The organism is Streptomyces sp. enrichment culture, from assembly GCF_964272855.1.
Classification (GTDB): domain Bacteria; phylum Actinomycetota; class Actinomycetes; order Streptomycetales; family Streptomycetaceae; genus Streptomyces.
On record NZ_OZ186847.1, the window covers coordinates 8966398 to 8989427 of the forward strand.

A 23030-nucleotide genomic window follows, 5' to 3' on the forward strand; every position below is an offset into this window, starting at 1 on the left:
CGACCGGCTTGCAGGCCCTGGGCCCCGGGATGAGCGTCAATGCGCGGGCGCCAGGCGGCCGCCGGCGCGGGCGGCTTCGGGGGTGAGGCCGGTCCAGCGGCGGAAGGCGCGGTAGAAGGAGTTGGTGTCGTCGTAGGCGAGGAGGTAGGCCACCTGGGAGGTGGGGAGGGATCGGTCTGCCAGGTAGCGGCGGGCGAGTTTCTCCCTGGTCTCGCTGAGGATCGCCTGGTAGCTGGTGTCCTCTGTCCGCAGCTGCCGCTGGAGTGTGCGGGGGCTGAGCATGAGCTGGGCGGCGATGGCGTTGATCGAGCTCTCGCCGGCGGGCAGGAGTTCGTGGAGTGCGGCACGCACCCGGTCGGCCGTGGTGGCGGACGCTTCGAGTTCGGACAGGCGGCGGCGCAGTTCCGGTGCGAAGAAGTTCCACATGGACTCGTCCTCGGTGAGGAACGGCAGTGCGGCGTCCTCGGCGGAGAAGGCGACGGCGTCGTCCTCCCCTTCGCGGATCTGCGTGCCGAAGTAGGAGGCCGCCGCGGCTGACGGCCGCGGGGCCCGGCGCATCGTGACGCGCGTCGGGTACACCTCGCGCCGCGTGCCGATGCGTGCCAGTGCGGCCCACAACGCGAGTTCGGCGGCGACCAGCAGCGGGGGCGGCGTCGGCCCCTCGGGCCAGTCGAACGCGACCGCCAGCGCGGTGCGGTCGACGGTGACCCGGAGCTTCACCGGGCCGATGAGCGGCTTGAACGCGGCGATGCGCTCGGCGGCGGTGCGCAGATCCGCGCTGCACAGGGCCGCGAAGATCGGCGGGTTGAACGCCTCGACGGACAGAGCACGCCCCATTCCCGCCGCGAGGCCGGGGTCTGCCGCCTCGGCGTCCAGCGCGTCCCAGAAGCGGTAGTACTCGTCGACCGTCATCGTGACCGGACCGTGCGTGAAGACGCCGGCCGGAAGCTGCGCCCGCCGCAGCACACGGGCGAGGGATATCCCGAGGTCGTGCACGAGCGCACGGGTACCCGGATCCAGGGTGAACCGCTCCGATGCCATCCCTTCAGCGTAGTTCCCCACGGGCAGAGGCGGGCATGCCGTATGCGCCATTCGGCATGCAGAAGGCGCCACACCGGGCTGGCGTGAACTGCAAGAGGACAGGCGCTATCCGCTAGTCCTCCGACGTGGATTGCCTCCTAGCGTGGAAGCCACGAGCCGCCGCGGAGGCCGGCTCGACGAAGAAACCCCGACGAAGAAACGAAACGAACCATGAACAAGACGATCCTCATCACCGGCAGCTCCAGCGGCATCGGCCGGGCGAGCGCGAAGCACTTCCACGAGCAGGGCTGGAACGTGATCGCCACGATGCGCAGCCCCGAGAAGGAGACCGAGCTTACCGCACTGGAGAACATGCTCGTCACCCGGCTCGACGTACAGGACTCCGACTCGATCGCCTCGGCCGTCGACGCCGGCCTGGAGCAGTTCGGCCGGATCGACGTGCTGCTCAACAACGTGGGATACGGCGCCTACGGTCTGCTGGAAGCCATCCCGATGGACAAGGCCCGCCGGCAGTTCGACGTGAACGTCATGGGCCTGCTGGAGACCACCAAGGCCGTCCTGCCGCACATGCGCGCCAACGGCAGCGGCACCTCATCAACATCTCCTCCATCGGCGGCAAGGTCACCTTCCCGCTCGGCACCCTCTACCACGGCACCAAATTCGCCGTCGAAGGACTGAGCGAGGCCCTCCACTACGAACTCGCCGCGATCGGCGTCAACGTCAAGATCGTCGAGCCGGGCATCGTCGCCACCGACTTCGCCGGCCGCTCCTTCGACTTCACCAACGACGAGACCCTCACCGAGTACCAGAAGCTCGTCGAAGCGGTCCTCGCAGGGCAGGCGCAGTTGGCCGTCGGCGGCGACGCGCCCGAGGTCGTCGCCGAGACCGTCTTCCAGGCCGCGACCGACGGCACCGACCAGCTGCGCTACCCCGCAGGCCCCTACGCGGCCGAACTGATCGCAAGCCGCGCCGCCGCTGACGACGCCACCTTCATCGGCGGCATCAAGGCCCGGTTCGGACTCTGACCGGCCAGGAACAGACCAACCACACCCCGCTCCAGTCACGAGAACCCATGACCACCAAAACCGCCCTCGTCACCGGCGCCTCCTCCGGCATCGGTGAAGCGACCGCCCTCAAGCTGATCAACCTCGGCTACACCGTCTACGGAGCAGCCCGCCGCACCGACCGCCTCCACAAGCTCGCCGAATCCCCCGGAGCTGTCGCCCGCCGACACCCGGCGCTGCGAGCCGGGGCCGACAGGCTGAGCGGCTGCCCGGGCGGCCACGCCGCTATGCGACGGCGGCACGCTCCAGTTGGGACGTGGACGAGGCAACCATGGAAGAACGCGAGTCCATGATCCGCAGAGTCCTCAAACGCGCCGCCGACCCTGCGGACTACCTGATCACCCCCGACGCCGAGCGAGCGGTTGCCGCAGCAGCCCTGGTGGTCGCACAGCACCCTGACGGCAAGCCTGCGTGCTCGAACTACGGCCCATCGGAGCCGCTGCCGACGTTGCCCGCAGACCTTCGGGCGCTCGCCGTCAGTGCCCTGGGCCGAGTAGTCGACGAGCAGTCCGAGATCGCCGAGCTGTGGGACGAGGCCACGGACGGGCCGAGATGGCGCCAAGACATCGCCCGCCTTCGCGATGTCCTCGACCCTCCGATCTCGCCACAAGAGGAAGTCCTCTTCGAGATCTAGCCGGTCACCCACAGTCACGGACCACAGAAGTTGAGCCAGAACCCGAGACATGACAGCACTTGTTCACCACTTCGGGCAGCGCTCAGACGGTGAAAGGAGGAATCGAACAAGGTTGGCGCTTAATGCGGGTGGCACTGATTAGGCGCTGTCGGGCTTTCAGGGGGCCGTGTTCTGCATGAGGGATTCGGCTTGTGCCTGCTGGACGGCTGTGACGCTGCAGGCGGCGCGCACGGAGGCCAGGGTGACGGCCGGGGAACGGGCGTCCTGGGGCCAGGCGACGGCCAGGTTGGAGTCCGGGAGGTCGCTGATCGGGCGGTCAACGCGAAGGGCCACAGCCACGCGTGACCCGGAAATACCCAAAACTGCCTGCAGCGCAATCGTCCAAGCTCGGGATGCGAGGCACGAGGGCGGGGTGTGTACTGAAAGCACGGTGTCGACTCAGAGCACCGCCCAAGTCAACCGCTGACTCCGGAGGTAGGGGTGCCTCCGGTAAGTGCCTGCGCTGGTGCTCGCGGCGAGGCCACCTTGTATCTGCGGGCCTTGAGACCGGTGGGGACCGCATCGATCGGGGGCCACCGTCCGCCGAGTCAGTGACGCAAGAAGAGGGAAGCGGTGAAGGGAAAGCGATGACTCAGCCAGCGGCGTCTTGCAGCACAGCCGAGGAAGCCCGAGACTACTTGCACGCCAACGGGGCGGGAGGGCCAGTACTCGTACTCGCCTCTGACGTACTCGAGCAGATCCAAGCCGCCGAAGCGGCAGGTGGATTCGAGGGCGGCATGTCCGGAGCGGCTGGAGAAGGTGGCTTTTCTGCGGAAGGCAACCCGGGGACCAACTCGAGCGACGGCAGCGGGTTGCCCCCACTCGACTTTGACATCGAGGGCGCGTGGACCGGAGACGGGATCGCGCGTTTCGTCGAGGGCGTTGTAGAGGTGGCCCACACTGTAGGCGAGGCCGCACACTGGGTCGCCGAACGCGGTGTGACCCCAATCTTGGTCGTTCCGCGGAAAGAGTTGAAGAGGCTCGTCACACCTGACGGCGCATGATCGTGCAATGCTCCGGAAGCCCCCCCTTTCGCACCGGCGTGGCGGCGGACTGGTGGGCGCGGACGGCAAGCCAGTCGCTGTTGTCGGCCGCATCCGCCTGCTGACCTTGAATGCGTGATGTCGTCATGGTGGCTGGCGTCGGAGGCCGGTGCCGGTGAGGCAGCCGTCGAGGACGTCGGGGCGGTACTGGAGCTGGCGTAAGCCGCGCCGGACGGCGGTTATCAGGTCCTCGGGGTTGGCGTACGCGCGGTTGGCTGTCGTGGTGTGTCGCAGGACCGACCAGATGCCCTCGACTGGGTTGAGGTCAGGTGCATAGGGCGGCAGTTGGAAGACGGTGAGCCAGTCGCGGTCGGCGGTGTAGCGGCGCATTCCGGCCGTCAGGTGGGTGTTGAGGTTGTCCGAGACCAGCACGATCGCGCCGCCGAGCTGCTGGTGGGCGGTCTGGACGAGGTCGCGGTAGTCCTTCCAGGAGAAGCTCTTGCGCCCGTCGGGGCGGGTGTCCGGGCAGGGCCGGTAGATCAGCCGCGAGGGTTCGCCGGCCGCACGCGGATCACGGGGGTGTGTCCGCGACGGGACCAGGTACGGGTGGTCGGCGGCGTCATCGAGAATCCGGCTTCGTCCTCGAAGACGAGCCTGGCGTCGAGCGCCGCCACGGTCCTTCCACGCTCGGCCAGGTCTCCTTCACCCAGCCGGCCACCGCGGTCTCGTCCCGCTCGATCGCCCGTCGGGCGGGGACCTGGCAGCTCCAGCCGTGCCGCTTGAGCAGGGCGGCCACCCCTTGCACGGTGTAGCTCTTGTGGAACCGACGCCCGATCAGCGTCCTGATCCGCGACAGGGTCCAGGTCTGTCCGGCCAGCCGTGTGCCACCGGCCCCTTGGCCAGTTCCCGCTCCAGCACGGTGAACAGTACGTCGCTGAGCAGTGGCAGTGATGCCGGGCCTTTGGAGGCCAGGGCTCCGGGCCCGGTCTGCGACCAGGTCTTGCGCCAGCGCTGTACCGACCGGACGCTGACCCGCAGGTCATGGGCGATGACCGAGTTGTCGTCGCCCTGCCGGAACCGCTCGGCCGCCTCCATCCTCAGCCTCTCGCGGAAGGCCCGCCGTTCGTCGGTCAGTCCGCCCCCTTGCGCATACCTCATACACTCGGCATACCGCAGGGATCATGAACCGTCAGCCCCGCCGACACCACGCTTTGAAGGTCAGTAGTCGGTCGCGTATGGCTTTGGCGAGCAGGACTGTGCGGTTGGGCAGGAACAGTCTTCCGTCGCGCAGGTCCGTGGTCAGGACGGTGCGCAGTTCCTTGGAGGTGAGCGCGTGGAAGATGACCAGTGCTGACAGGGCCGCCTTCGGCGCCGCCTGGTCCTGGAGGATTTGACGGAGGTCGGCGACCTTGACCGGCAGAGGAATAGTGGCGGTCGGCATGCCACAGCGTCGGGCAGGACGTCCAGGATGAGACACCAGCAGCCGGGGCCCAACCATCTGGCGGCTGCAGGTCGTAAGTGATCAGCTCCGCACGCCGATCACGGCCCAGTCGCGGCGGCCGGCCTGCCTGACGACGTCACCCCATTCGGTGACGAGCCGGGAGAACGACGGGAAGTCCTGGATCCAGCCGATAGGTTCGGTGAGGTGGCGGTCGAAGGGCTCGCGCAGTGAGCCGAGGTGCGGCTCTACCTGGCCCCAGAAGCGGTGCAGCGCTGCCACCTTCTCCGGCAGCAGCCAGAGCATGACATCGAGCCGAGAAGCCCAGTCACAGGTGTCCGGCTGGACAGCCGGGGAGAAACCTGACGTCTCGGAGGCGTAGGTGGAGCCATCCCAGAACAGCGGGGCAATGAACTGGTCGAAAGCATCCCCCAGCGGCGCATCGACGAAGGCGCGCAGTTCGTCCCAGCGTTCGCCGGCCCAGAAATGCGCTTTGTACGAGGTCATGGTGTCGAGGAACTCGTAGCGCGCCCACCACCGGGCCTGCGTGGGGTCGGGCCATGTCCACCCCGGTGGGAGGTTGTAGTCATACACATCGTCCGGGCCGAACGCGGCCTCCTCGACCAGGTCCTCCCGCTGTCCAGCCGGCACTGACTCCAGATAGGCCCAGTCGACGATCAGGACCTCCATGCACACGCCCACGCGGTCAGCATACGAACCGGCTGGCCGCCCCCGTGGAAAACCGCCTCTCGCCCGGCACGACGCGTCCGTGCTCCTGCAGGTTCGCGGCCGGCCGCCGGCGGTGCCCGGCGGCAGCATCGGCCGGACACAGGGCACGCCGCCGGGCGGTTCAGTCTCTCCCACGAGCCAACTCGGCCCGGCGGGGGGCAGCTTCAGGGACATCGGTCCGGCCGAAGCCGTCTCCGGTGGGATAACAACTGCCAGGCGGCTCCGTTCACTTCTTGCGACAGCGTTTGTTTGCGACAGCGTTTGTTGACGAGTTCTGACGTCGTCGTCCGGCCGAGGACTCTGCGGATCGTCATGAGTTTTGAAGGCACCTGCTGATGCAGCCGCGTCGTGTCGGCGGCTCGCAACAGGGCTGCCACAAGGTTTCAAGATCGCTTGACCTTGCCCCAGCAGGAAGGACAACAGTGTCTCCACAGATCACATGAGCGGGCGCTGTGCGCTCGCCAGCCAGCAGGACGAAGAGGAGGGAGTTCGAGTGACGGCGACCTGCGTCATTCTTGATATCGGTGGCGTGTTGGAGATCACGCCGGAAACAGGGTGGGTGCAGCGGTGGGAAGAGCGGCTGGTGCTGCCGCCGGGCACTGTGCATGAGCGGATGCGCGACGTGTGGCAGGCCGGGAGCGTCGGGAGCATCAGCGAACGAGAGGTTCACGAGCAGGTGGCAGCACACCTCGGGCTCGACGCGTCCCAGGCGGAAGCCTTCATGGCGGATCTTTGGGTGGAATACCTGGGGACGCCTAACGAAGAACTCATCGCTTTTGTGCGAGGGCTGCGGGGAAGCTGCAAGCTGGGCATCCTGAGTAACAGCTTCGTCGGTGCCCGGGAGCGGGAGACGGCGCTGTACCACTTCGACGAACTGGTCGAAAAGATCGTGTACTCGCACGAGATCGGCATCGAGAAGCCGGACCCACGTGCATTCGAGGCCGCATGCGCCAGCCTGGCGGTGCGACCGGAGAGCTGCCTCTTCATCGATGATTTCGCCGTAAACGTTGAGGCGACCCAGGCGGCGGGCATGCAGGCGCATGTGTTCGAAGACAACGCCACGACGATCGCGCGGATCGCAGCTCATCTGGATGCCGGCCCCCGGGTTGCAGGGCGTATCCCGCTCGGATGACGTCGGCCTGGCCGGGCTTCAGCGGTTGCCGGCCAGGTGGTGAAGCGGTTGGTCAGCCCGCTTCTGCGTGTTCGGCGCGGGCTCGGGTGGTGGCGAGACGGTAGGAGTCGGTGCCGGTCTCGATGATGGTGCCGCCGAAGGTGAGGCGGTCGACGATGGCGGCGCAGAGGCGGGGGTCGGTGAAGGTCTTGGTCCAGCCGCTGAAGGACTCGTTGGAGGCGATGGCGACGCTGTTCTTCTCCTCGCGTTCGGTCAGGACCTGGAAGAGGAGTTCGGCGCCGCGGCGGTCGAGTTCCATGTAGCCGAGTTCGTCGATGCAGAGCAGGTCGACGCGGCCGTAGCGGGCGATGGTCTTGGTCAGCTGTTTATCGTCGGCGGCTTCGACCAGCTCGTTGACCAGCTTGGTCGCCAGGACGTACTTGGCTCGGTAGCCGGCCATCGCGGCCTCGGTGCCCAGTGCGATCAGCAGGTGAGACTTGTCCGTGCCGGAGTCGCTGATGAGGCAGAGGGGCAGGCCCTTCTTGATCCGTTCGCACTTGGCGAGGGTGTGGATCATGGCTGCGTCGATGTTGGGGTTGGTTTCGAAGTCGAACTTTCGCAAGGACTTGTCGCGGGGGGAAGCCTGCCGCCTTGATGCGGCGCTCGGAGCGGCGGCGGGCCCGGTCGGCGCACTCGGCCAGGAGGAGCTCGGCGAGGTAGCCGGGGTGGGACATCTACTCACGGCTCGCTGTCTCGGCGAGGTCGGGGAACTGGGAGCGGATGGTGGGCAGCCGGAGCATGCGGCATGCCTGGTCGACGGGGGTGGTGGCGGCCTGCTCGGTGAGTCTTCGCTGGCGGGGAGGGGTCACGGCATTCTTCTCTTTCACGGGGTGGGGTGGTCGGGTCGGCGGAGCCGCAGGAGCTGGTCGTAGGGGGCGAGGGAGGGCAGGGGCCTCTTGTCGGGTGGCAGGTTGGCCCTGACGGCCGCGGGCAGCGGGGCGATGGCGGTCTGGCTGGTGGTGGAGGGCGGCTGCTGGGGTTCTTCGGGTCCGGTGTCGGCGTCGGCTGCCTTGCGGGCTTCGAGAGCGACGGCATCGGCGGTGAGGGCACCGGTCTTCAGGGCTGCGGCGAGGCCGGTGACGTGGTGTTCGTGGGGCAGGTGGCGGCTGAGGAGGAGGACCTCGATCAGGGCCCGGGTGCCGTCGCGTTCACCGTGCGCTTTGACGGCGGCTTCCCACCAGGCGTGGTGCATGGGAGTGAACCGGCCGGTGGCCCGGGCCTGGTCGAGGGCGGTGGCGCCGGGGAGGGCACCAGGCTTGCGGATCAGCGCCTCCAGGTAGTGGTCGAGTTCGAGGCGGGATCCATTGCGGGCGATGAGACGCTCATGGCGGGCGACTTCCTCGCGGCCGTCGTGGACCACGAGTTCGGAGGCGTGGAGCATGACGCGGACGGTTCGGCCGATCAGCCGCACCGGCACCGAGCAGCGGTTCATCCGGACGCAGATCTGGCTGTAGCGGTCGACCCGCGGGGTGGACAGCCTGCCGGTCTCGAGCGGCTCCTCCGGCAGTGGCGCGAGCAGCGGCTGCTCGGCCGCGAAGTACTCGCCGATCGTGCGGGGACGGGAACGGATGCGGCGGGCGTCGTCCTCCTGGTCCCACCGGTCGATCATCGCGTTGAGCTCGGCGGGCGTGTCCACTTCAGGGACGGGGACAAGGTGGTTGCGGCGGAACCAGCCGATACCAGCCGATCTGGCCCTCGCCGCCGCCCTTCTCGTGGGCGCCGCGGAGGCCGGGCTGGCAGTAGAGGGCGTCGATGCCGTAGTGGGAGCGGAAGGCGGTCCAACGTTCGGCTTCCACCCGGCGACGGGAGAGTCCCAGCACCTGGTCGACGGCGGCTCTAAGGTTGTCGTAACGGACCTTCCCGGTCGGCACTCCGCCCAGCACGTTGAGAGCGTGGACGTGGCCCTCGAAGAACGCTTCCTGCCCTGCCGAGGCGAAGATGCGGTGCACGGCCTTGCCCGAGTACGACAGCCGGAACGCGAACAGGTAGCAGGTCACCAGCTCGCCGGCCAGCTTCACGCTGACGTCACCGAAGTCGACCTCGGCCTCCGCCCCGGGCCTGTGGGTCTGCGGGACGAACGCGTCCACCACCCCCTTGCCGGCCTGGAGACGAATCTTTTCACGGCGGGCGGCGACGTAGGCGCGGACCATCTGGTAGGAGACGTCGACGGCTTCATGCTCGTCCAGCAGCCGGTCGTAGATCCGCTTGACCGTGTGGCGCTGCTTCCGTGGCGCGGTCAGGTCCGCCTTCAGGATGGCGTCGATCACCGGCTTGTAGGGGTCCAGGCGGGTTGCACGTGGCCTCATCTTCTTGCGCGGCTCTGGCAGGGCCGAGGTCAGAGCCCTCTGCACGGTGTTGAAGCCGACGCCGTACTTCCGCATGAGCGCGCGCGTGGACATGCCGGTTTTGGCATCACGGCGGATCGCCGCGTACAGATCGACCTTGGAGTTCGGCAGCACCCGGGCCCCCTCGTCGTGCAGAGCACAACCAGGGTCCCGAAGCAAGCACCGGGGCGTTCTCGAAACTCAGCGACATCACTCTCCCGTGGAACCAGGCGTTCACGCCGCTGAGCAACAGACGTTCTCCGAACTCACCTACAAAGCCACACCCTCGACCCGCCCGCCCAGTAACTGATCATTTCAGAATGAGTTTGGCTCACAGGCTTGGCAGTTGGGCTGGTGGGCGGCAGAGTTCTGCGGGTCTCGGATGATCTTGTGTCTGATGATCTGTGGGATCGTGTCGCCCGCCGCGGCGTCGGCGGTATCCGGGCCGGCTGCCGGCGGATGATCGTGCGGCTCTGCGCGGGATCGTCTACGTGCTGCGCACGGGTGTGACCTGGGCGGACGTGCCGAACGAGACGATCGGCTGCAGCGGAGTGACGTGCTGGCGGCGACTGCGGGACCGGACCGAGGCCGGCGTCTGGCCCCGCCTGCACGAGATCCTCCTCGCGGAACTCCGCAAGGCAGGACTGTTGGACATGGAGGACGCCGCGGTCGACGGCTCGCACGTCCGGGCCCTGAAAGGGAACGCCTTGTTCGAAATGGATGAGGATGACGACTGCGGGCAAGCAGTTAACTCCTTTGGGTGATGCGGACGTCGAACTGATGGGCATACGATCCGGTCGGCTTGGTGATGCCTATGGGTGCTCGGCTGGCAGGAGTGGCTGAAGCCGGGGCGAGGGGACGGGTTGTGGCGCATGCGTGGGGGAGAGTTCTTTGTGGTTTGGGGCTGATGGCGGCAGTCTGCGGGGGGCTGTTGGTCGGCTGTTCCAGCGGTGGCGGCCGGGCGGCGGGGGACGGGGAGCCGCAGCCGAGTTTGGGTACCACTCGTAATACATCGGGCGCGGAGGCCGGAAAGCCAGGTGGATCAGCTGGTGCGGACGGTGGCGATGTGGTGCCGGGGGCGTCCCCGACCGTCGTGTGGGATCCGGCGCGGCAGCCGGGCTCAGTCGGGCAGGCGCAGAAGCTGATCCGGAAGGTGATCGCAGGGCCGGAGTTGTTCGGGCGGGGGGTTGTGCGTGCGACGCCGTACGAGGGCGACCCGAGCCGCTGGGCGGTGTTGGGGCAGGACTGCGGCTGGCGGCTGGAGCCCTTGCCGAACGATGTGCTGGCGACACTGACCCGTTACTTCGAAGTGCCTGCGGAGGGCGGCAAGGGATCAGTGCGGCTGTCGGCCACGGTTAGTGTGCACCGCACGGCCCTGGGTGCGGACTGGGCCCAGGCGGGCACGCTGGAAGAGGTGATGGGCTGTCCGGAGCAAACGCTGCGCCCGGGTGAGCGGCTGACCGGCCTGATGTCGGCCTCGCACGTGTGGGGTGACGGTGCCAACCGTTCCGGCGAGGACCAGCTGCATGAGAGCGGCCAGTGCCGCAGCCGCACCCGCGGCGGCCCGTATCCCTACGTCTGGCTGCAATCCACCTTCGGACCGGTGACGGTCGGGGCGTCCGCGTGTGGGGGCCGGGGCCGCAGCGACGAAGAGGTGCAGCGCATGGTCACCCAGTCCTCCGGCTGGATGCGGTCGGCACTGGAGGACGAGATCGGGCGGCCCGCCGGGGCGCCATCCAGGTCCTCGGAGCCGGGCGCCTGGTCCGGCGAAAGCTCCTCCGCGTCCGGCACACAGGGGGGCGCGTGATGGAGCCGCTGGTCGCATCCGACCCCTCCCGCCTTGGCGGGTACCGGCTGCTGCGGCGGCTGGGCGCGGGCGGCATGGGCGTGGTCTATCTGGGTCGTGCCGCCGACGGGGAACTGGCCGCGGTGAAGGCGATCCAGCCCGAGTACGGCGGTCAGCCCGAGTTCCGGGCCCGGTTCCGCCGCGAGATCGCCTCGGCCCGGCGGGTGGCGAGCCCCTGGGTGGTGCCGGTACTGGGCGCGGACACTGAGGCCGAGGCCCCGTGGCTGGCGACGGCGTTCGTACCGGGACCCTCTCTGGACCAGGTGGTCGCGGCCTGCGGGCCCCTGCCGGTTCATGTGGTGCGGCCGCTGGGAAACGTGCTGGCGCGGGCCCTGTCGGCGGTGCACGAGGCGCGTCTGGTGCACCGGGACGTCAAGCCGGGCAACGTCCTGCTGGCGCTGGACGGGCCACGGCTGATCGACTTCGGTATCGCGCGTCCGACGGCGGCCGAGGAGACCGCGCTGACCACGGGCGGCATGGTGGTGGGTACACCGGGGTTCCTCTCCCCGGAGCAGGCGCGGGCCGGGCAGGTGGACTCTGCGAGCGATGTCTTCTCGCTCGGCTGTGTGCTGGCATATGCGTCCACCGCGCGGCCGCCGTTCGGCACCGGCACCGTGGATGCGCTGCTGTATCGCACGGTGCACGACGCGCCCGACGTCGACGGCGTGGACGATCCGGCCCTGCGGGCGCTGCTGGACCGTTGCCTGGCCAAGGAGCCCGGAGACCGGCCGACGGCCGCGGAGGTGGCCGGGGAACTGGCCGGCGGAACCGGGGACGCCCCTACCGGCTCTCTCGACTGGCTGCCGGAAGCGGTGGTACGGATGGTCGCGGACCGGTCAGCCGAGACGCTGGCGCTGGCAGCTATCGAGCCAACCGAAATCTCCCAGCCGGCCGGGACATCCGAGGTGCCCGCCCCGGCAGCACCGGGCCGGCGTCGGATCCTCACCCTCGCCGCGGGCGGCGCTGCCCTGATCGCGACGGGCGGCGGCGCGGCCCTGTGGACGGCTGCGCGTGGCGGCGACGAGGACCCGGACCCCGCGCGGGCTGCAAGGCGGCCGTGGGTCATTGGCGTCCATGCGGATCTGACTGGGCCGCAGCAGCAGGCCGGAAGGGCGCAGGAGAAGGCGGCGCGGCTGGCCGTGGAGCAATTCAACTCCCGCAAGCGCAGGCCCTTCACACTCAGCCTTGAGGTGATCGACGACCGGGGTGAGGCCACGCGGTCGCGTTATGCGGCACGGCGTCTGGCCGGCGACCGGGACGTACTTGCCGTTCTCGGTCCCACCGGCTACTCGTCGACGCAGGGCGCGGCGGAAGTGTACGAGAGCGCCGGCTTGCCGCTGCTGACGGTGTCTGAACTCTCCATCGGTGCCGCGATGACGGTGCTGCTCGCCGAACCGCGCGTCTATTTCCAGGCCGCATCTCACACCTCGTTCGCTTCCACAGTGACCGTACTCATGTTCCAGGCACATGGGGCACGGCGTCTCGGCCTGATGGCCGACCGCGCCGGCCGGGCCGTCGGCTGGGACTCCGCCGACATGGCACGCCAGGTGGCGAATAGCAAGGGGCTGGATGTGTACCCACGGGTTGTTCCCGCTGCCGCTTCCGAGCTGGGACCCGTTGTCACTGACATGCTCGATCACGGCATCGACAGTTTCTATTACACCGGCACGCCAGAACGCGCCGCCGTGGTCGCGCGGGCCCTGGCGGCTTCACAGTTCCACGCGCCCCGATTTCTTGACCCCGCCTCGGCGACCAGTGGCTTCATCTCGGAGGCGGGGAGGGCGGCCGAAGCGTGGCAGCTTGTCGCGCCCTACACGAGCCCGGAGGCGGCCGGTATGCGGGGGTTCGCCGCCGCCTATCGGCAGCGGTACGGCGAGGCGCCGGGTACATGGGCGATCGAGGCGTACGACGTGACGCGGCTGATCATCGGTCGGCTCACCGTCCTCTCCGCGCGGGACGGTCGACGTCCCAGCCGGGAGAGATTGGCCGACGCCCTGGCCCGGGTTGAGTTCAAGGGGCTGGCCGGGACGTACGCGTTTGATGAGCGCAGGTGGCTGAAGGTGCCCCGCGTGTACCACTACCGTGTTGCCGGCGGCAGCTTCACGTACGTCGGCCTGCCCCGGTTCGGCCAGTCCTGAAGGCGGCCGCCAGCGATGCGTGCGCTGCGGCCCCAGGACCCTGTCGACCTGGGCGGACACCGGTTGCTGGCCCGGCTGGGCGCGGGTGGCATGGGCGTGGTGTACCTGGCTCGAGCCACCGATGGGAGTCTCGTGGCGCTGAAGGTCGTCCGCGCCGAGCACGCCGCCGACCCGGCCTTCCGGGCCCGGTTCCGGCGCGAGGTGGACCTTGCGGCGAAGCTGACCGGGCGCTGGGTGGAGCCGGTCAGGGCCGCCGACCCCGAAGCGCGCGAGCCGTGGCTGGCCACCGCCTTCGTGCCGGGCCCGTCGCTGGCCGAGGCGGTGGAGGAATGCGGACGGCTGCCCGCATGCACCGTCCTCGCTCTGGGTGCGCACATGGCAGAGGCCCTGAGTGACTTGCACGCGGCCGGCCTGTTGCACAGGGACGTCAAGCCAGGCAACATCCTGCTCGCCCGCGACGGGCCGCGGCTGATCGACTTCGGCGTAGCGCACGGCGTGGGTGTGACGGCGCTGACGGCCCCCGAGGCGGTCATCGGCACCCCGGGTTATCTCTCACCGGAGCAGGCCCGCGCGGGCGACGTGGGGACGCCGAGCGATGTGTTCTCCCTGGGATGCGTCCTGGCGTACGCGGCCACCGCGCAGCGGCCTTTCGGCAGCGGCGACCCGGCGGCCGTCCTGTATCGCACCGTCCACGAGGCCCCGGACCTCACCGGCCTTGCCCCCCTGCCGCCGCTGGCGCGGGCAGCGGTGGCCCGCTGCCTTGCCAAGGACCCAGGGCAGCGGCCCACGGCGCGAGAACTCCGGGATGCTCTAGCGGCAGTGGCGGCAACGCGCGACCCCCGGGTCCCCGGGGCCTCTTGGGGACCGCGTCGCAGCCCGGCCGCGGAACCTGCCGCCCCGGGCAGCCGTGGCGCGGGTGAGGGCCGGGCCGCCCGAAGTCCGGGGATACCTTCGACATCAGCTGCCAGGGCCGCGGGGCCGGAGCCGGGCGGTGAGGAGTCCGGCCGACTCGTCTCGGGGAGTCCGGCGCCGGATGGCGAATGGCTGCCTCCCGCCGTACTGCGGCTGGTGGCCGAACGGTCGACGCGCGCACTGGCCCCACCTCCACGTCTCTCGACGCCGGCCATACCGGAGCCGTCGGCCCCGCTGGCCGGCCCGCATGGCTCGGCTCGGGGCGTCTCTCGCCGTCGCATCCTGACGGCCGGCGGCTCACTGGCCGCCGTACTCGCCACCGGAAGTGCCGCAGCCCTGCTCGTCACCAGGGCGAAGACCGGGCAGGGCCGCACCATTCCCCGGACCCTGCCCACCCACACCATTGGCCTCCAAGCCGAGCTGACCGGCGGCCGAAAGGAAACCGCGATAGCCCAGGAGCGAGGGGCGAGACTTGCGATCGACGCGCTCAACGGGCGCAGGGACGCACGCTTCCGTCTCGCCTTGACGGTGTATGACGACCAGGGCACGGCCGAGGGTGCGAAGAAGGCTGCCCGCCGCGTGCTGGCCGAACCCTCCGTCCGTGCCGTGATCGGCCCGGTCGGCGAGACTGCCCTGCGGGCCGCCGAGCCGCTGTACACGGCGGTCCGCATGCCGATCGTTCTCGTCTCGCACGACGGCAGCCCGCTGACCACGGTCATCACCCGTACCATGTGTGTCACCCGCGTTGGCGACGACTTGGCGATCCAACCGTTGACCCACTACATGAGCCGGGTATGCGGCGTGCGCCGAACCGCCGTCATCCAGGACCGCGCCGCGGGCCAGACGGCGTGGCGCCTCACTAGGGACCTTCAGACCGCACCGCCCGGCGAGGGCACGGTCACCGTCCACTCGGTGGCGGCCGAGGACGACGACTTCGGCAAGGCCGTCACCCAGGCTCTGGCCGAACATCCCCAGGCGGTTTTCTACGCGGGGGAGTCACCGGGTCGGGCCGCCGCCGTGGCCCGCACATTGCGACAGGCGGGCTTCACTGGTGTCCGGGCGGCCATCGAACCCGTCATGCGCCCGGCCTTTGTGAGGGAGGGGGGTGAGGGGGCTGAGCAGTGGGTTTGCTCCGCCCCTTACACAGAACCGGCCTCCGCCGACACCGCGGCCGCCAAGGCGTTCACCGCCGCGTATCGCACGCGCCACGGCCACACTCCGGGGCGGTGGGCCGCAGAAGCATACGATGCCGTCGGTCTCATCGCCCGCACCCTGGGCGCACTCGGCGCAGGCAACACCGACATCGAACCCTCCCAAGTCGCCGAGCGCCTCTTCCACACGACACATGAGGACGCGGTGGCCAAACCCATCCGGTTCCTCAGCGACACCACCCACAGCCTGGACCCGCGGGGCGGGAGCTTCCTGTACCAGGTGCAGGACGGGACGTTCCGGTTTCTCGGGCCGTACGACCAGGTCCGCAGGGCGGGGCAGACCGGCTAACAGTCTCTCCGGCGACACCACCCCCATTGACCGCGAGACAGCCCTCGCCCTGGCCCTGGACCTCTCCCGCCGCAGCACCCCGCCGACGGGGGATTCTGCACCTACCAACCCGTCGTCGACGGCGGAGCCTGCCCCTGGAAACCCGACTGCGAGAACTGCGACAACTTCGTCCTCTCCGGCGCCGACCTCCTCTACTGGCGACGCAAAGCTGAACAGTGGCGATCCATCGCCGAGAACGCCCCCGACGATGCCACCGCCGACTACCTCCACACCGTCTTCGAACCCACCGCCAAGGCGATCAAAGGACTTGAGCAGGTCCTGGCCGCCCTCGGCATCCTCGACGAAGCCCTCACCCTCGACTTACGGCGCCCCCAGGACTATTTCCACCGCACGTGGAGCACCGCTTTCCGCGCCCGCGATCTCGCATCACTGCAGGCCCCGACGACGCCACAAGGCAGACATGAGCACTTCCCGCACCGACGCGGCCCTCCGAGCCCGCCGCCAAGCCACCCAAGAGATGCTTCAACGCCTCCAGACCGCCCTGGCGGCCAGGGCACGCGACCATACCCCTGTCACCGTCGCAGCCCTTGCCCGCACCGCCCGTGTCTTACGCACCTCTCTCTACCAAAACCAGCAGGCCAGAGCCCTGATCGAGCAGGTCACCCGCACAAGCAGACCCCAACCCGGCACCTTCAGCAGCCGCAGCCGCACACATCCTGCCTGGAGGGAGCGCGCCCTCAATGCCGAAGACGCACTCACCCAGACCCAGCGCGAAATCCGCACCCAGCGCACCCGCATTGCAAAACTCCTCGGCAAGATCCGCGACCTCGAACACGATCTCCCCGAAGGCTCACTTCAGCGCATCGTTACCGAGAACACCACGCTGAAGCAGCACGTACGACAGCTCACCCAGGACAACCAGCGCCTCCAAGAGCGTCTGGCCAGCGCCCGCCGGAACAACCGCTTCCTGGACAAACGCATCGCAGATCTTGAAGCCCAACTCGCGCCGTACCTCACCACACCACCCCCGCGTCCCTGACTCAGCCGCGGATCGATGCCAAACGAGAGGTCCCTGGCCGAGGACCGTCAGATCCATTCCATGCCCAGCTTCCGCAGTGCGTCGAGCTGGTCCTGGGTGAGCTTGTCCCGCCTGGATTTGGTGTTGGAGACCCACACACCCAGCTTCACGGTCACTGGCTCCGCTTCGCCGTCGATCACGATCTCCTCGGCATGACCACGCGGTACGGGCCGGTGGACGCCTTCCCGTTCGACCCACTGCGTCAGGGCGGTCAGGCCTCGTTGGAACGCCGCCTGGGCCTTGCTCGGGCCCTTGGCCGCACGCGTGCCCGCCGGCTTGGGAGAGGCCGCCTCAGCGGGCTGTACGCCCAGCTTGGTCAGCCGTTGCTGCTGCTCGGTGGACAGCTGTTTCCAGGTGCCCGGGTTCTTCTGCCGCTCCAACCACCGGCCGATGTCGTCGCCGTCCATCAGCACGCCGGGTTGGATATCGGGCAGCACCCCGTCAGGCTCGTCCTCCGCGAGGTCGGCGAGGTGGCGGTAGTGGCGCTGCCAGTCCAGTGGTGAGGGGCAGTTCCAGTCCGGGTCAATCGACGTCAGCTGCGCGGCCCGCGTCTGCGCACGTTCGGGGTTCTTGCCGAGGCCGCCCTTGCGACGCAGGTTCGCCAGAAGCTGCCCGATAGGCACAAGGCCCTCGGTCTTACTTTCGCCCCAGACCGCGTCTTGGCGGGGTGCGAGGTGTCCGGTGGTGCGCCGGTAGGAGCGCAGGACTGCCAGCTTTGTCTCCCAGGCTTCTTCGCCGGGTTCCCAGACCATGCCCGCCTCGGCGGCGTCGAGGAGCCTCTTGCGGCGCGGTTCGAGTTCTGCGACTTCTCATTTCGATGTCGTCCACGTTTGTGATTGGGCGGTGGGGTGGCAGCGGGTGGGCGTCAGCGGGCTCGTGGTGTGGATGTCCTGGTAGGGGGTGTGGGGCGGGGTTGTGGTTGCTGTCATGGGGTGACCAAGCAGATGTTGTGGGGCGGCTAGCAGGTTGGTTGCTGGCTGTCATGGCTTTCGCTGTTCCTATGTGAGGGGCTGGCGGGGTCGGGTGGGCTGGGCCGTATGACGGTTCAGGGGGTTTCGGCGGGTGGGGCCGGGGTGGGATCGGCTGCTGTTGTGCCGGCCGGGGGTGCGTCGTTGGCGCGGGGTGTGGTGGTACGGCGGCTTCTTGCGGTGGATGGGGAGGGGACGCTGTCGGCGCTGCATGTGCGGATCGCGGCGGAGCTGGCGGGTGTGTCGGAGCGGACGGTGTGGCGGTGGCTGGCCGATGGACGCCGGGGGCATGTCGAGGCGCGGCCGCGGCAGGACGGGTTTTCGCTGAGCGACGCCTTGTGGGAGGTCCTCGCTGAGGCGGGTGGGAACGTAGCGGAGTTGCGGCGCAGGATGCTCCGGGCCCAGCAAGAGGGGGCGTTGGAGGAGTGGGATGCGGAGTGTGTGCCCTCGCTGCCGACGTTGCACCGCGTGATCAAGCGGGATCTGGGGGCGGGCCGGGTTCTTGAAGTGGCTCGTCCGGCGGGGGCCAGGGTGGGGCTGGAGCCGAGCCGGTATGACCGGGCACTGGCGGATTTGGGTTTGGTGGACGGGGCGGGTGGTCCGCTTGTTGTCGACGGGCCGCCCGCCGACGTGCCGGTGCCGGAGGGCGCCGCGGATGCGGGGGTGCGGGGCGGCGGGGTGCGGTTGTACGTGCCGGGGGCCCGGCTGGTGTCCACACGGCAGGTGGCCGGTGTGGCGGAGGCTGTGGGGCATACGGTCGCGGCCCGCGGGATGTGCTGTGTGTACGGGGATACGGGCCTGGGGAAGACGGTCGCCGTCGAGCAGTCGTTGCATCTTCTGCCCGGCCGGGTGCGGGTGTGGCGGGCGGTGGCCGGCGTGGCGCCCGGTCTGCCGCAGCTGCGGGCCTCGCTGTGTGAAGCGCTCGGGCTGCCGTCGGGGGCGCTGCCGCACCGGGCCGGGCCGGCCAGCCAGGCTCTGACGCGGGCGCTGGCCGAGCCGGGTGTGCTGTTCATCGATGACGCCCAGCGGCTGACGCCGCCATTGATGGATTATCTGCGGCAGTTGTGGGACGCGCCGGGCTGTGCGGCGGCGCTGGTGCTGTGTGGGGCTGGAAGCGAGCGGGCCCTCGCCCGTGCTTCGGCGTTGCGCTCGCGAGTGCTGACCTGGCATCAGGTCGGCCGGCTTGATCCGTCTCAAGTGCCGCAGACGCTGACTCTTTTCCATCCCGTGTGGGCGCAGGCGGACCCGGACGACCTTGCGCGGGCGGACGAGCAGATGGCGCGCGGCAATTTCCGCACGTGGGCGAAGATCACGTCGCATGTCTACGCGGCCCGCGAGCGCGGCCCCGCACGGCGTGTGGACCGGGAGCTGATCGAGCAGGCCTGCGCGCGTCTTGGCCCCTACCCGTGACGGTCCGGGCTGCTCGGAGGGCTCGTGTACGGGGCCTTCATCTGTTCCGACGAGGTGAACGAAGACGCGCTCTCCATGGAAGTGGAAGGGACGGAGGGGCACGGCGTGGACGGGCAGCCGATGGCACCGCCGCAGGATCCGGCTGGTGTTCTGGGGGAGGTGTCTTTGACGGCGTTGCGGGCGCCGGCGGTGCGTCGTCTGCTGGCGCTGCGCGTCGAGCGGCGGCTGTCGCGGGAGCATGTGCGCCTGGCCGGGGAGTGCCTGGGGGTGTCGGAGCGGACGGTGTGGCGGTGGCTGGCTGAGGCCTCACGGTCGCCCCGGGCCGCGATCTGCCCCGGGGAACGCAGCGGTGACCGGTTCGAGATCACCAGGGAGATCCGGGTGCTGTTGGCGTACTGGCACGGCAACGCTTCTGCGGTCCACCGCCAGTTGGTGGCCCGGGCCGAGACCGGCGGCCGTGACGGTCAGCCGACGACGGCGTCGGAATCCGCGGCTTCTCCCGCGGGCGCCCCGCCGGCTGCGGTGCCGCTGCTGGACCCGGTGCCGTCGCTGTCGACGTTCCTGCGCGCAGTGCGTCGTGATCTCACCGCGGGGGAGCGGGCCGGTCTTGCCGAGGGACCGGACGCGGCACGCGCGCACGACGTCTTCGGCAAACGGGCGGCCTCCTGGCGCAATCACGTGTGGGAGGCCGATCACGTCCAGGCACCGCTGCTGGTCGATGCCGACGGCGACCTGGTGCGCCCGTGGGTGACCTGGTTCATCGACACCGCCACCAAAGTCATCACCGGCACTGCGGTCACTCCTGGCGTCCCTTCCCGCGCCTCCGTGCTGGTCGCGCTGCGCGCCGCTGTGCTGCGTGAGGAGCCCTACGGCCCCGCGGGAGGGACACCGGAGCAGGTGAGGGTGGACCGGGGCAAGGACTTCCTGTCGACCACCGTAACTGCCGCGTTCGGCACGATGGGCGTGACGGTGAAGGACCTTCCCGCCTACAGCCCCCATCTCAAGGGCACGGTGGAAAATCTCAACCGGGCTGTCGACCGGATGCTGTTCGCGGCCCTGCCCGGCTACACCCTCACCCCCGCCAAGCCCCGCTCCGGCCGGCGACGCAAAGGCGCGGGCCGCAAGCCGGATACGTCCGGTGCCATGTCGTTTCAGGACTTCACAGCGGAAGTGCTGGCCTGGACAGACTGGTGGAACACCGAGCACCGGCCCCAGGCGCTGTCCGGCCGTACGCCGCTTGAGGCATGGCAGGCCGATCCGACTCCTGTCACGGACGTCCCCGCCGCCGACCTGTGGACGTTCACCCTCGAGGACGACGGCCGCCCGCGGAAGCTGACCAGCCACGGCGTGCGGTGGCGCGGGCGCACCTACATTGCCCCATGGATGACGGGCCAGGCCAGCCGTACCGTCACAGTGCGCTATATGCCGCACCACGATCACGAGATCGACATCTGTGACGCGAGCGGCGGGTATCTCGGGCCTGCGCACCTTGCGGACGCGGCCACCCCCGAACAACTCGAGGCCCTGCGCACGGCCCGGGCGGAACGTGCCCGACGTCTGCGCGCCGAGGTGAAAGCTGCCGAGACGCTGCGCCGACAGCGCTTCGCCCCGGCCACCACGGCCGGGCCGGCTCAGCGGCTGGGAGCCCTCACCTCCGCTCAAGCCGGGCACGAACTGGCCACCGTTGAGCACACCGACGCCTCGAAGCTGGCGCTGCCGGACCTCATCCCGCCCGCCGCGCCCCCAGCCGACTGGCGCACCCCGCCCTCCCTCGCCACCCGGACCACGCCCGGCCGGCCTGCTCCCGTCCCGTCCGAACCTGCTGCCGACCGCCCACTCGAACCCACTGCACAGAACGCTGAAGACGGAGATGCCTCGTGACCGCGGCCACCTACCAGTACGTCGACCTGCCCGATGCGTCCGTGGTCACCACCCGCGCTCTGCTCACTGCCCGCGAGAACATCGCCGACACCGTCGCCGCCCGCGCCATGATGTGCATCCACGGCGGCGCCGGCTTCGGTAAGACGCTCGCCGTCAACATCTGTCTGCGCGGACTCGAACCGCACGAGGACGTCCGCAAGATCACTTTCCGGGCCCGTCCCACTGCCCGTGCGGTGCGCTACGAGCTGTTCACCGCGCTCGACCTGGCCGGTGAACCGCCGCGCCATCCAAGTGAATTCGACCGCCTGCTGAAAACCGCCCTGGCTGAACGCCCCCGCACCTTCCTCGTGGACGAGGCCCAGTGGCTCAACGGGGAGGCATTCGAGTACTTCCGCTACCTGTGGGACGAACCGGCCACCCAGCTCGCGGTCATCTTCGTCGGCGGGGAGGGCTGCCACACCGTGCTGCGCCGCGAGCCGATGCTGTCCTCCCGCATCTTCATCTGGCAGCACTTCACCCGCCTCACCCCCAGCGAGGTCCTCGAGGCCATCCCGCTGTTCCATCCGGTCTGGGCCGACGCCGACCCCGACGACATCACGTTCGCCGACCAGCACGCCGCGCATGGCAACTTCCGTGCCTGGGCGCAGTTGACCGCGCACACTCGCACCGCCCTGGCCCGCACCGGGCGCCCCCGTGTGGATCAGGAGCTGCTGCGCTGGGCCTTCAGCCGCCTCGCCTGACCACCACGTCGCCATGCCGCCAGCCGTGACACCGTCCGTCGCCGTGGTCCTCGACCCGGGCGATGACGCGGTTCACACGCACAGCGCCCTGGCCGCCCACCATCCGCCGTCCGGCCGGATCACCCTGCACCCCGGCCCGGGCACCACCAGCGAAACCGGCCTCGCCCACGACCTTCTGGCCGCCCTGGCAAACCGCCCCTGCTCCCGGGCCGTTTCCCCGCCGGCCGCCAGCCCGCCTGGGAAGCCGCCACCGCCTGGATCAACGCCCTGCCCGTGAACCGGCTGACCGTCCTGCGCGCCCACCGCCTCACCGCCCGCCGCACGATGCGCCTTCTGCAACTGCGCGCCCTGACCGGTATCCACCCGACCCTGGTCTGCCACCGCCCTCACCTGCCTGCCGCCCTGCAACAGGCCCTGCAGACGGCCGACTACGTCATCACCGCCGACTTCCAGGCCGCCCGCCGCCACTACTACGGCACAACCGCTGCCGTTTACCCGCCTGCGGACGAGCCCGCCCGACCGACAGATCGGTGGCTCACCCTGCCCGCGCTGGACCGCCTGGTCTCCTACGACAGCCCCGCCCCCTGTACCGCTCCGTGCGTACCGCCGCCGATCACCTTCCGGCACCGCCCGCCACCGACACCCCTCACCGAGCAGGCAGTCCAGGAGGTCGCCCGACGTCTCTCCACCGTGACCGCCCACCCCCGCTTGGCCGCCGCCCTCGCTGCCGCGCTCTTTACCGGCGCCTCCTTCCAACAGCTCGCCACCGCCCGCCCCGGCGACTACGACGACACCGCGGCCACCCTGGCCCTGCACGACCGCGCCCGCTACACCGACGGCTGCGCCTCACACCGGGTGCCGCCGTGGGCACGCGTCTTCTTGAAGGCCGCCGTGTCCTTCGCCCGGCTCGCACCCGGCCAGGACCAGCATCTGCTGGCCGGCCCCCACGACCGCACCCACCTGCTGCGCATGGCGGAGGCGGCCAGGCTCCGCCCGCCGCAGCCGCCTGTCGGTCAGCGCACCGGCCCTGTCGGCCGCATCCAGTGGGACTGGCGCGAACGGAAGGAAGCCCAGTGCTACGACACGATGCTGACACGGCACCAGGTCCCGCCCTCGCTCTGAGCTCGAACCCGC

General features: G+C 69.6%; 17 protein-coding genes and 6 pseudogenes. 14 read left to right on the forward strand and 9 right to left on the reverse strand.

The genetic code is table 11. The features are described 5' to 3' along the window. Positions 1–36: 36 nt before the first annotated feature. Positions 37–1041 (reverse strand): AraC family transcriptional regulator ligand-binding domain-containing protein, encoded by a 1005-nt coding sequence (locus ACSU6L_RS40430; RefSeq protein ID WP_437064661.1) that lies wholly within the window; start codon positions 1039–1041, stop codon positions 37–39. A gap of 210 nt (positions 1042–1251) precedes the next feature. On the opposite strand from ACSU6L_RS40430, the gene ACSU6L_RS40435 reads away from it, so the two are divergent. From ACSU6L_RS40435 to ACSU6L_RS40450, 4 genes and pseudogenes are all read left to right on the forward strand, one after another. Further along, entirely contained in the window at positions 1252–1719 is a 468-nt protein-coding gene (locus ACSU6L_RS40435) for an SDR family NAD(P)-dependent oxidoreductase (protein ID WP_437064663.1), read from the forward strand. After that, complete coding sequence (locus ACSU6L_RS40440) at positions 1650–2066, forward strand: SDR family NAD(P)-dependent oxidoreductase (protein WP_437065233.1); 417 nt, start codon at positions 1650–1652, stop codon at positions 2064–2066. Before ACSU6L_RS40435 ends, ACSU6L_RS40440 begins: the two co-directional genes overlap by 70 nt. A gap of 47 nt (positions 2067–2113) precedes the next feature. Continuing rightward, positions 2114–2251, forward strand: a pseudogene (locus ACSU6L_RS40445) (SDR family NAD(P)-dependent oxidoreductase); the annotation flags it as partial. A 110-nt stretch (positions 2252–2361) separates the two neighbouring features. Further along, on the forward strand, positions 2362–2739 hold the full coding sequence (locus tag ACSU6L_RS40450) for a DUF4259 domain-containing protein (RefSeq protein ID WP_437064665.1): 378 nt from the start codon (positions 2362–2364) through the stop codon (positions 2737–2739). A 156-nt stretch (positions 2740–2895) separates the two neighbouring features. Here ACSU6L_RS40450 and ACSU6L_RS40455 read toward each other — a convergent pair whose 3' ends face one another. The 5 genes and pseudogenes from ACSU6L_RS40455 to ACSU6L_RS40475 form a co-directional block, all read right to left on the reverse strand. Next, positions 2896–3072: a hypothetical protein gene (locus ACSU6L_RS40455; protein WP_437064667.1), complete on the reverse strand. Its 177-nt coding sequence runs from the start codon at positions 3070–3072 to the stop codon at positions 2896–2898. Between the two features lie 690 nt (positions 3073–3762). Beyond that, on the reverse strand, positions 3763–3909 hold the full coding sequence (locus tag ACSU6L_RS40460; RefSeq protein WP_437064669.1) for a hypothetical protein: 147 nt from the start codon (positions 3907–3909) through the stop codon (positions 3763–3765). Further along, a pseudogene (locus ACSU6L_RS40465) lies at positions 3906–4919 on the reverse strand (IS630 family transposase). The gene ACSU6L_RS40460 and the pseudogene ACSU6L_RS40465 overlap by 4 nt, the downstream one beginning before the upstream one ends. Before the next feature lie 31 nt (positions 4920–4950). After that, positions 4951–5202, reverse strand: a complete 252-nt coding sequence (locus ACSU6L_RS40470; RefSeq protein ID WP_437064671.1) for a hypothetical protein — start codon at positions 5200–5202, stop codon at positions 4951–4953. Between the two features lie 81 nt (positions 5203–5283). Continuing rightward, positions 5284–5901 carry a hypothetical protein gene (locus tag ACSU6L_RS40475; protein WP_437064673.1) on the reverse strand — a complete coding sequence of 206 codons (618 nt, stop codon included), beginning with the start codon at positions 5899–5901 and terminating at the stop codon, positions 5284–5286. A 520-nt stretch (positions 5902–6421) separates the two neighbouring features. On the opposite strand from ACSU6L_RS40475, the gene ACSU6L_RS40480 reads away from it, so the two are divergent. Further along, positions 6422–7060, forward strand: a complete 639-nt coding sequence (locus ACSU6L_RS40480; RefSeq protein WP_437065234.1) for an HAD family hydrolase — start codon at positions 6422–6424, stop codon at positions 7058–7060. 52 nt (positions 7061–7112) lie between these two features. Here the strand turns inward: ACSU6L_RS40480 and istB are convergent. Both istB and istA read right to left on the reverse strand, forming a co-directional pair. Continuing rightward, positions 7113–7908 (reverse strand): annotated as a pseudogene (istB, locus tag ACSU6L_RS40485) (IS21-like element helper ATPase IstB). A gap of 14 nt (positions 7909–7922) precedes the next feature. Further along, a pseudogene (istA, locus tag ACSU6L_RS40490) lies at positions 7923–9498 on the reverse strand (IS21 family transposase). A gap of 294 nt (positions 9499–9792) precedes the next feature. Here istA and ACSU6L_RS40495 point away from each other — a divergent pair. From ACSU6L_RS40495 to ACSU6L_RS40515, 5 genes and pseudogenes are all read left to right on the forward strand, one after another. Further along, a pseudogene (locus tag ACSU6L_RS40495) lies at positions 9793–10118 on the forward strand (transposase); the annotation flags it as partial. 371 nt (positions 10119–10489) lie between these two features. Further along, the gene (locus ACSU6L_RS40500) at positions 10490–11230 is read left to right on the forward strand and encodes a hypothetical protein (protein ID WP_437064674.1); all 741 of its coding nucleotides are present in this window, start codon (positions 10490–10492) and stop codon (positions 11228–11230) included. Then, complete coding sequence (locus ACSU6L_RS40505; RefSeq protein WP_437064676.1) at positions 11230–13407, forward strand: bifunctional serine/threonine-protein kinase/ABC transporter substrate-binding protein; 2178 nt, start codon at positions 11230–11232, stop codon at positions 13405–13407. Before ACSU6L_RS40500 ends, ACSU6L_RS40505 begins: the two co-directional genes overlap by 1 nt. Before the next feature lie 15 nt (positions 13408–13422). Next, positions 13423–15819, forward strand: a complete 2397-nt coding sequence (locus tag ACSU6L_RS40510) for a protein kinase domain-containing protein (protein WP_437064678.1) — start codon at positions 13423–13425, stop codon at positions 15817–15819. 460 nt (positions 15820–16279) lie between these two features. After that, positions 16280–16858, forward strand: a complete 579-nt coding sequence (locus tag ACSU6L_RS40515) for a DUF6262 family protein (RefSeq protein WP_437064680.1) — start codon at positions 16280–16282, stop codon at positions 16856–16858. Positions 16859–16905: 47 nt separating this feature from the next. On the opposite strand, the pseudogene ACSU6L_RS40520 reads toward ACSU6L_RS40515, so the two are convergent. Continuing rightward, positions 16906–17697: pseudogene (locus tag ACSU6L_RS40520) on the reverse strand (helicase associated domain-containing protein); the annotation flags it as partial. Positions 17698–17934: 237 nt separating this feature from the next. Here ACSU6L_RS40520 and ACSU6L_RS40525 point away from each other — a divergent pair. The 4 genes from ACSU6L_RS40525 (at position 17935) to ACSU6L_RS40540 (ending at position 23018) form a co-directional block, all read left to right on the forward strand. Then, positions 17935–19275, forward strand: coding sequence for an AAA family ATPase (locus ACSU6L_RS40525; RefSeq protein ID WP_437064682.1), 1341 nt, complete (start codon positions 17935–17937; stop codon positions 19273–19275). A 189-nt stretch (positions 19276–19464) separates the two neighbouring features. Continuing rightward, positions 19465–21156, forward strand: coding sequence for a Mu transposase C-terminal domain-containing protein (locus tag ACSU6L_RS40530; RefSeq protein WP_437065236.1), 1692 nt, complete (start codon positions 19465–19467; stop codon positions 21154–21156). Beyond that, positions 21153–21896, forward strand: coding sequence for an AAA family ATPase (locus ACSU6L_RS40535; RefSeq protein ID WP_437064683.1), 744 nt, complete (start codon positions 21153–21155; stop codon positions 21894–21896). The genes ACSU6L_RS40530 and ACSU6L_RS40535 overlap by 4 nt, the downstream gene beginning before the upstream one ends. A gap of 273 nt (positions 21897–22169) precedes the next feature. Then, a complete protein-coding gene (locus ACSU6L_RS40540) occupies positions 22170–23018 on the forward strand; it encodes a hypothetical protein (protein WP_437064685.1) in 849 nt (282 codons plus the stop codon). Positions 23019–23030 lie beyond the last annotated feature (12 nt).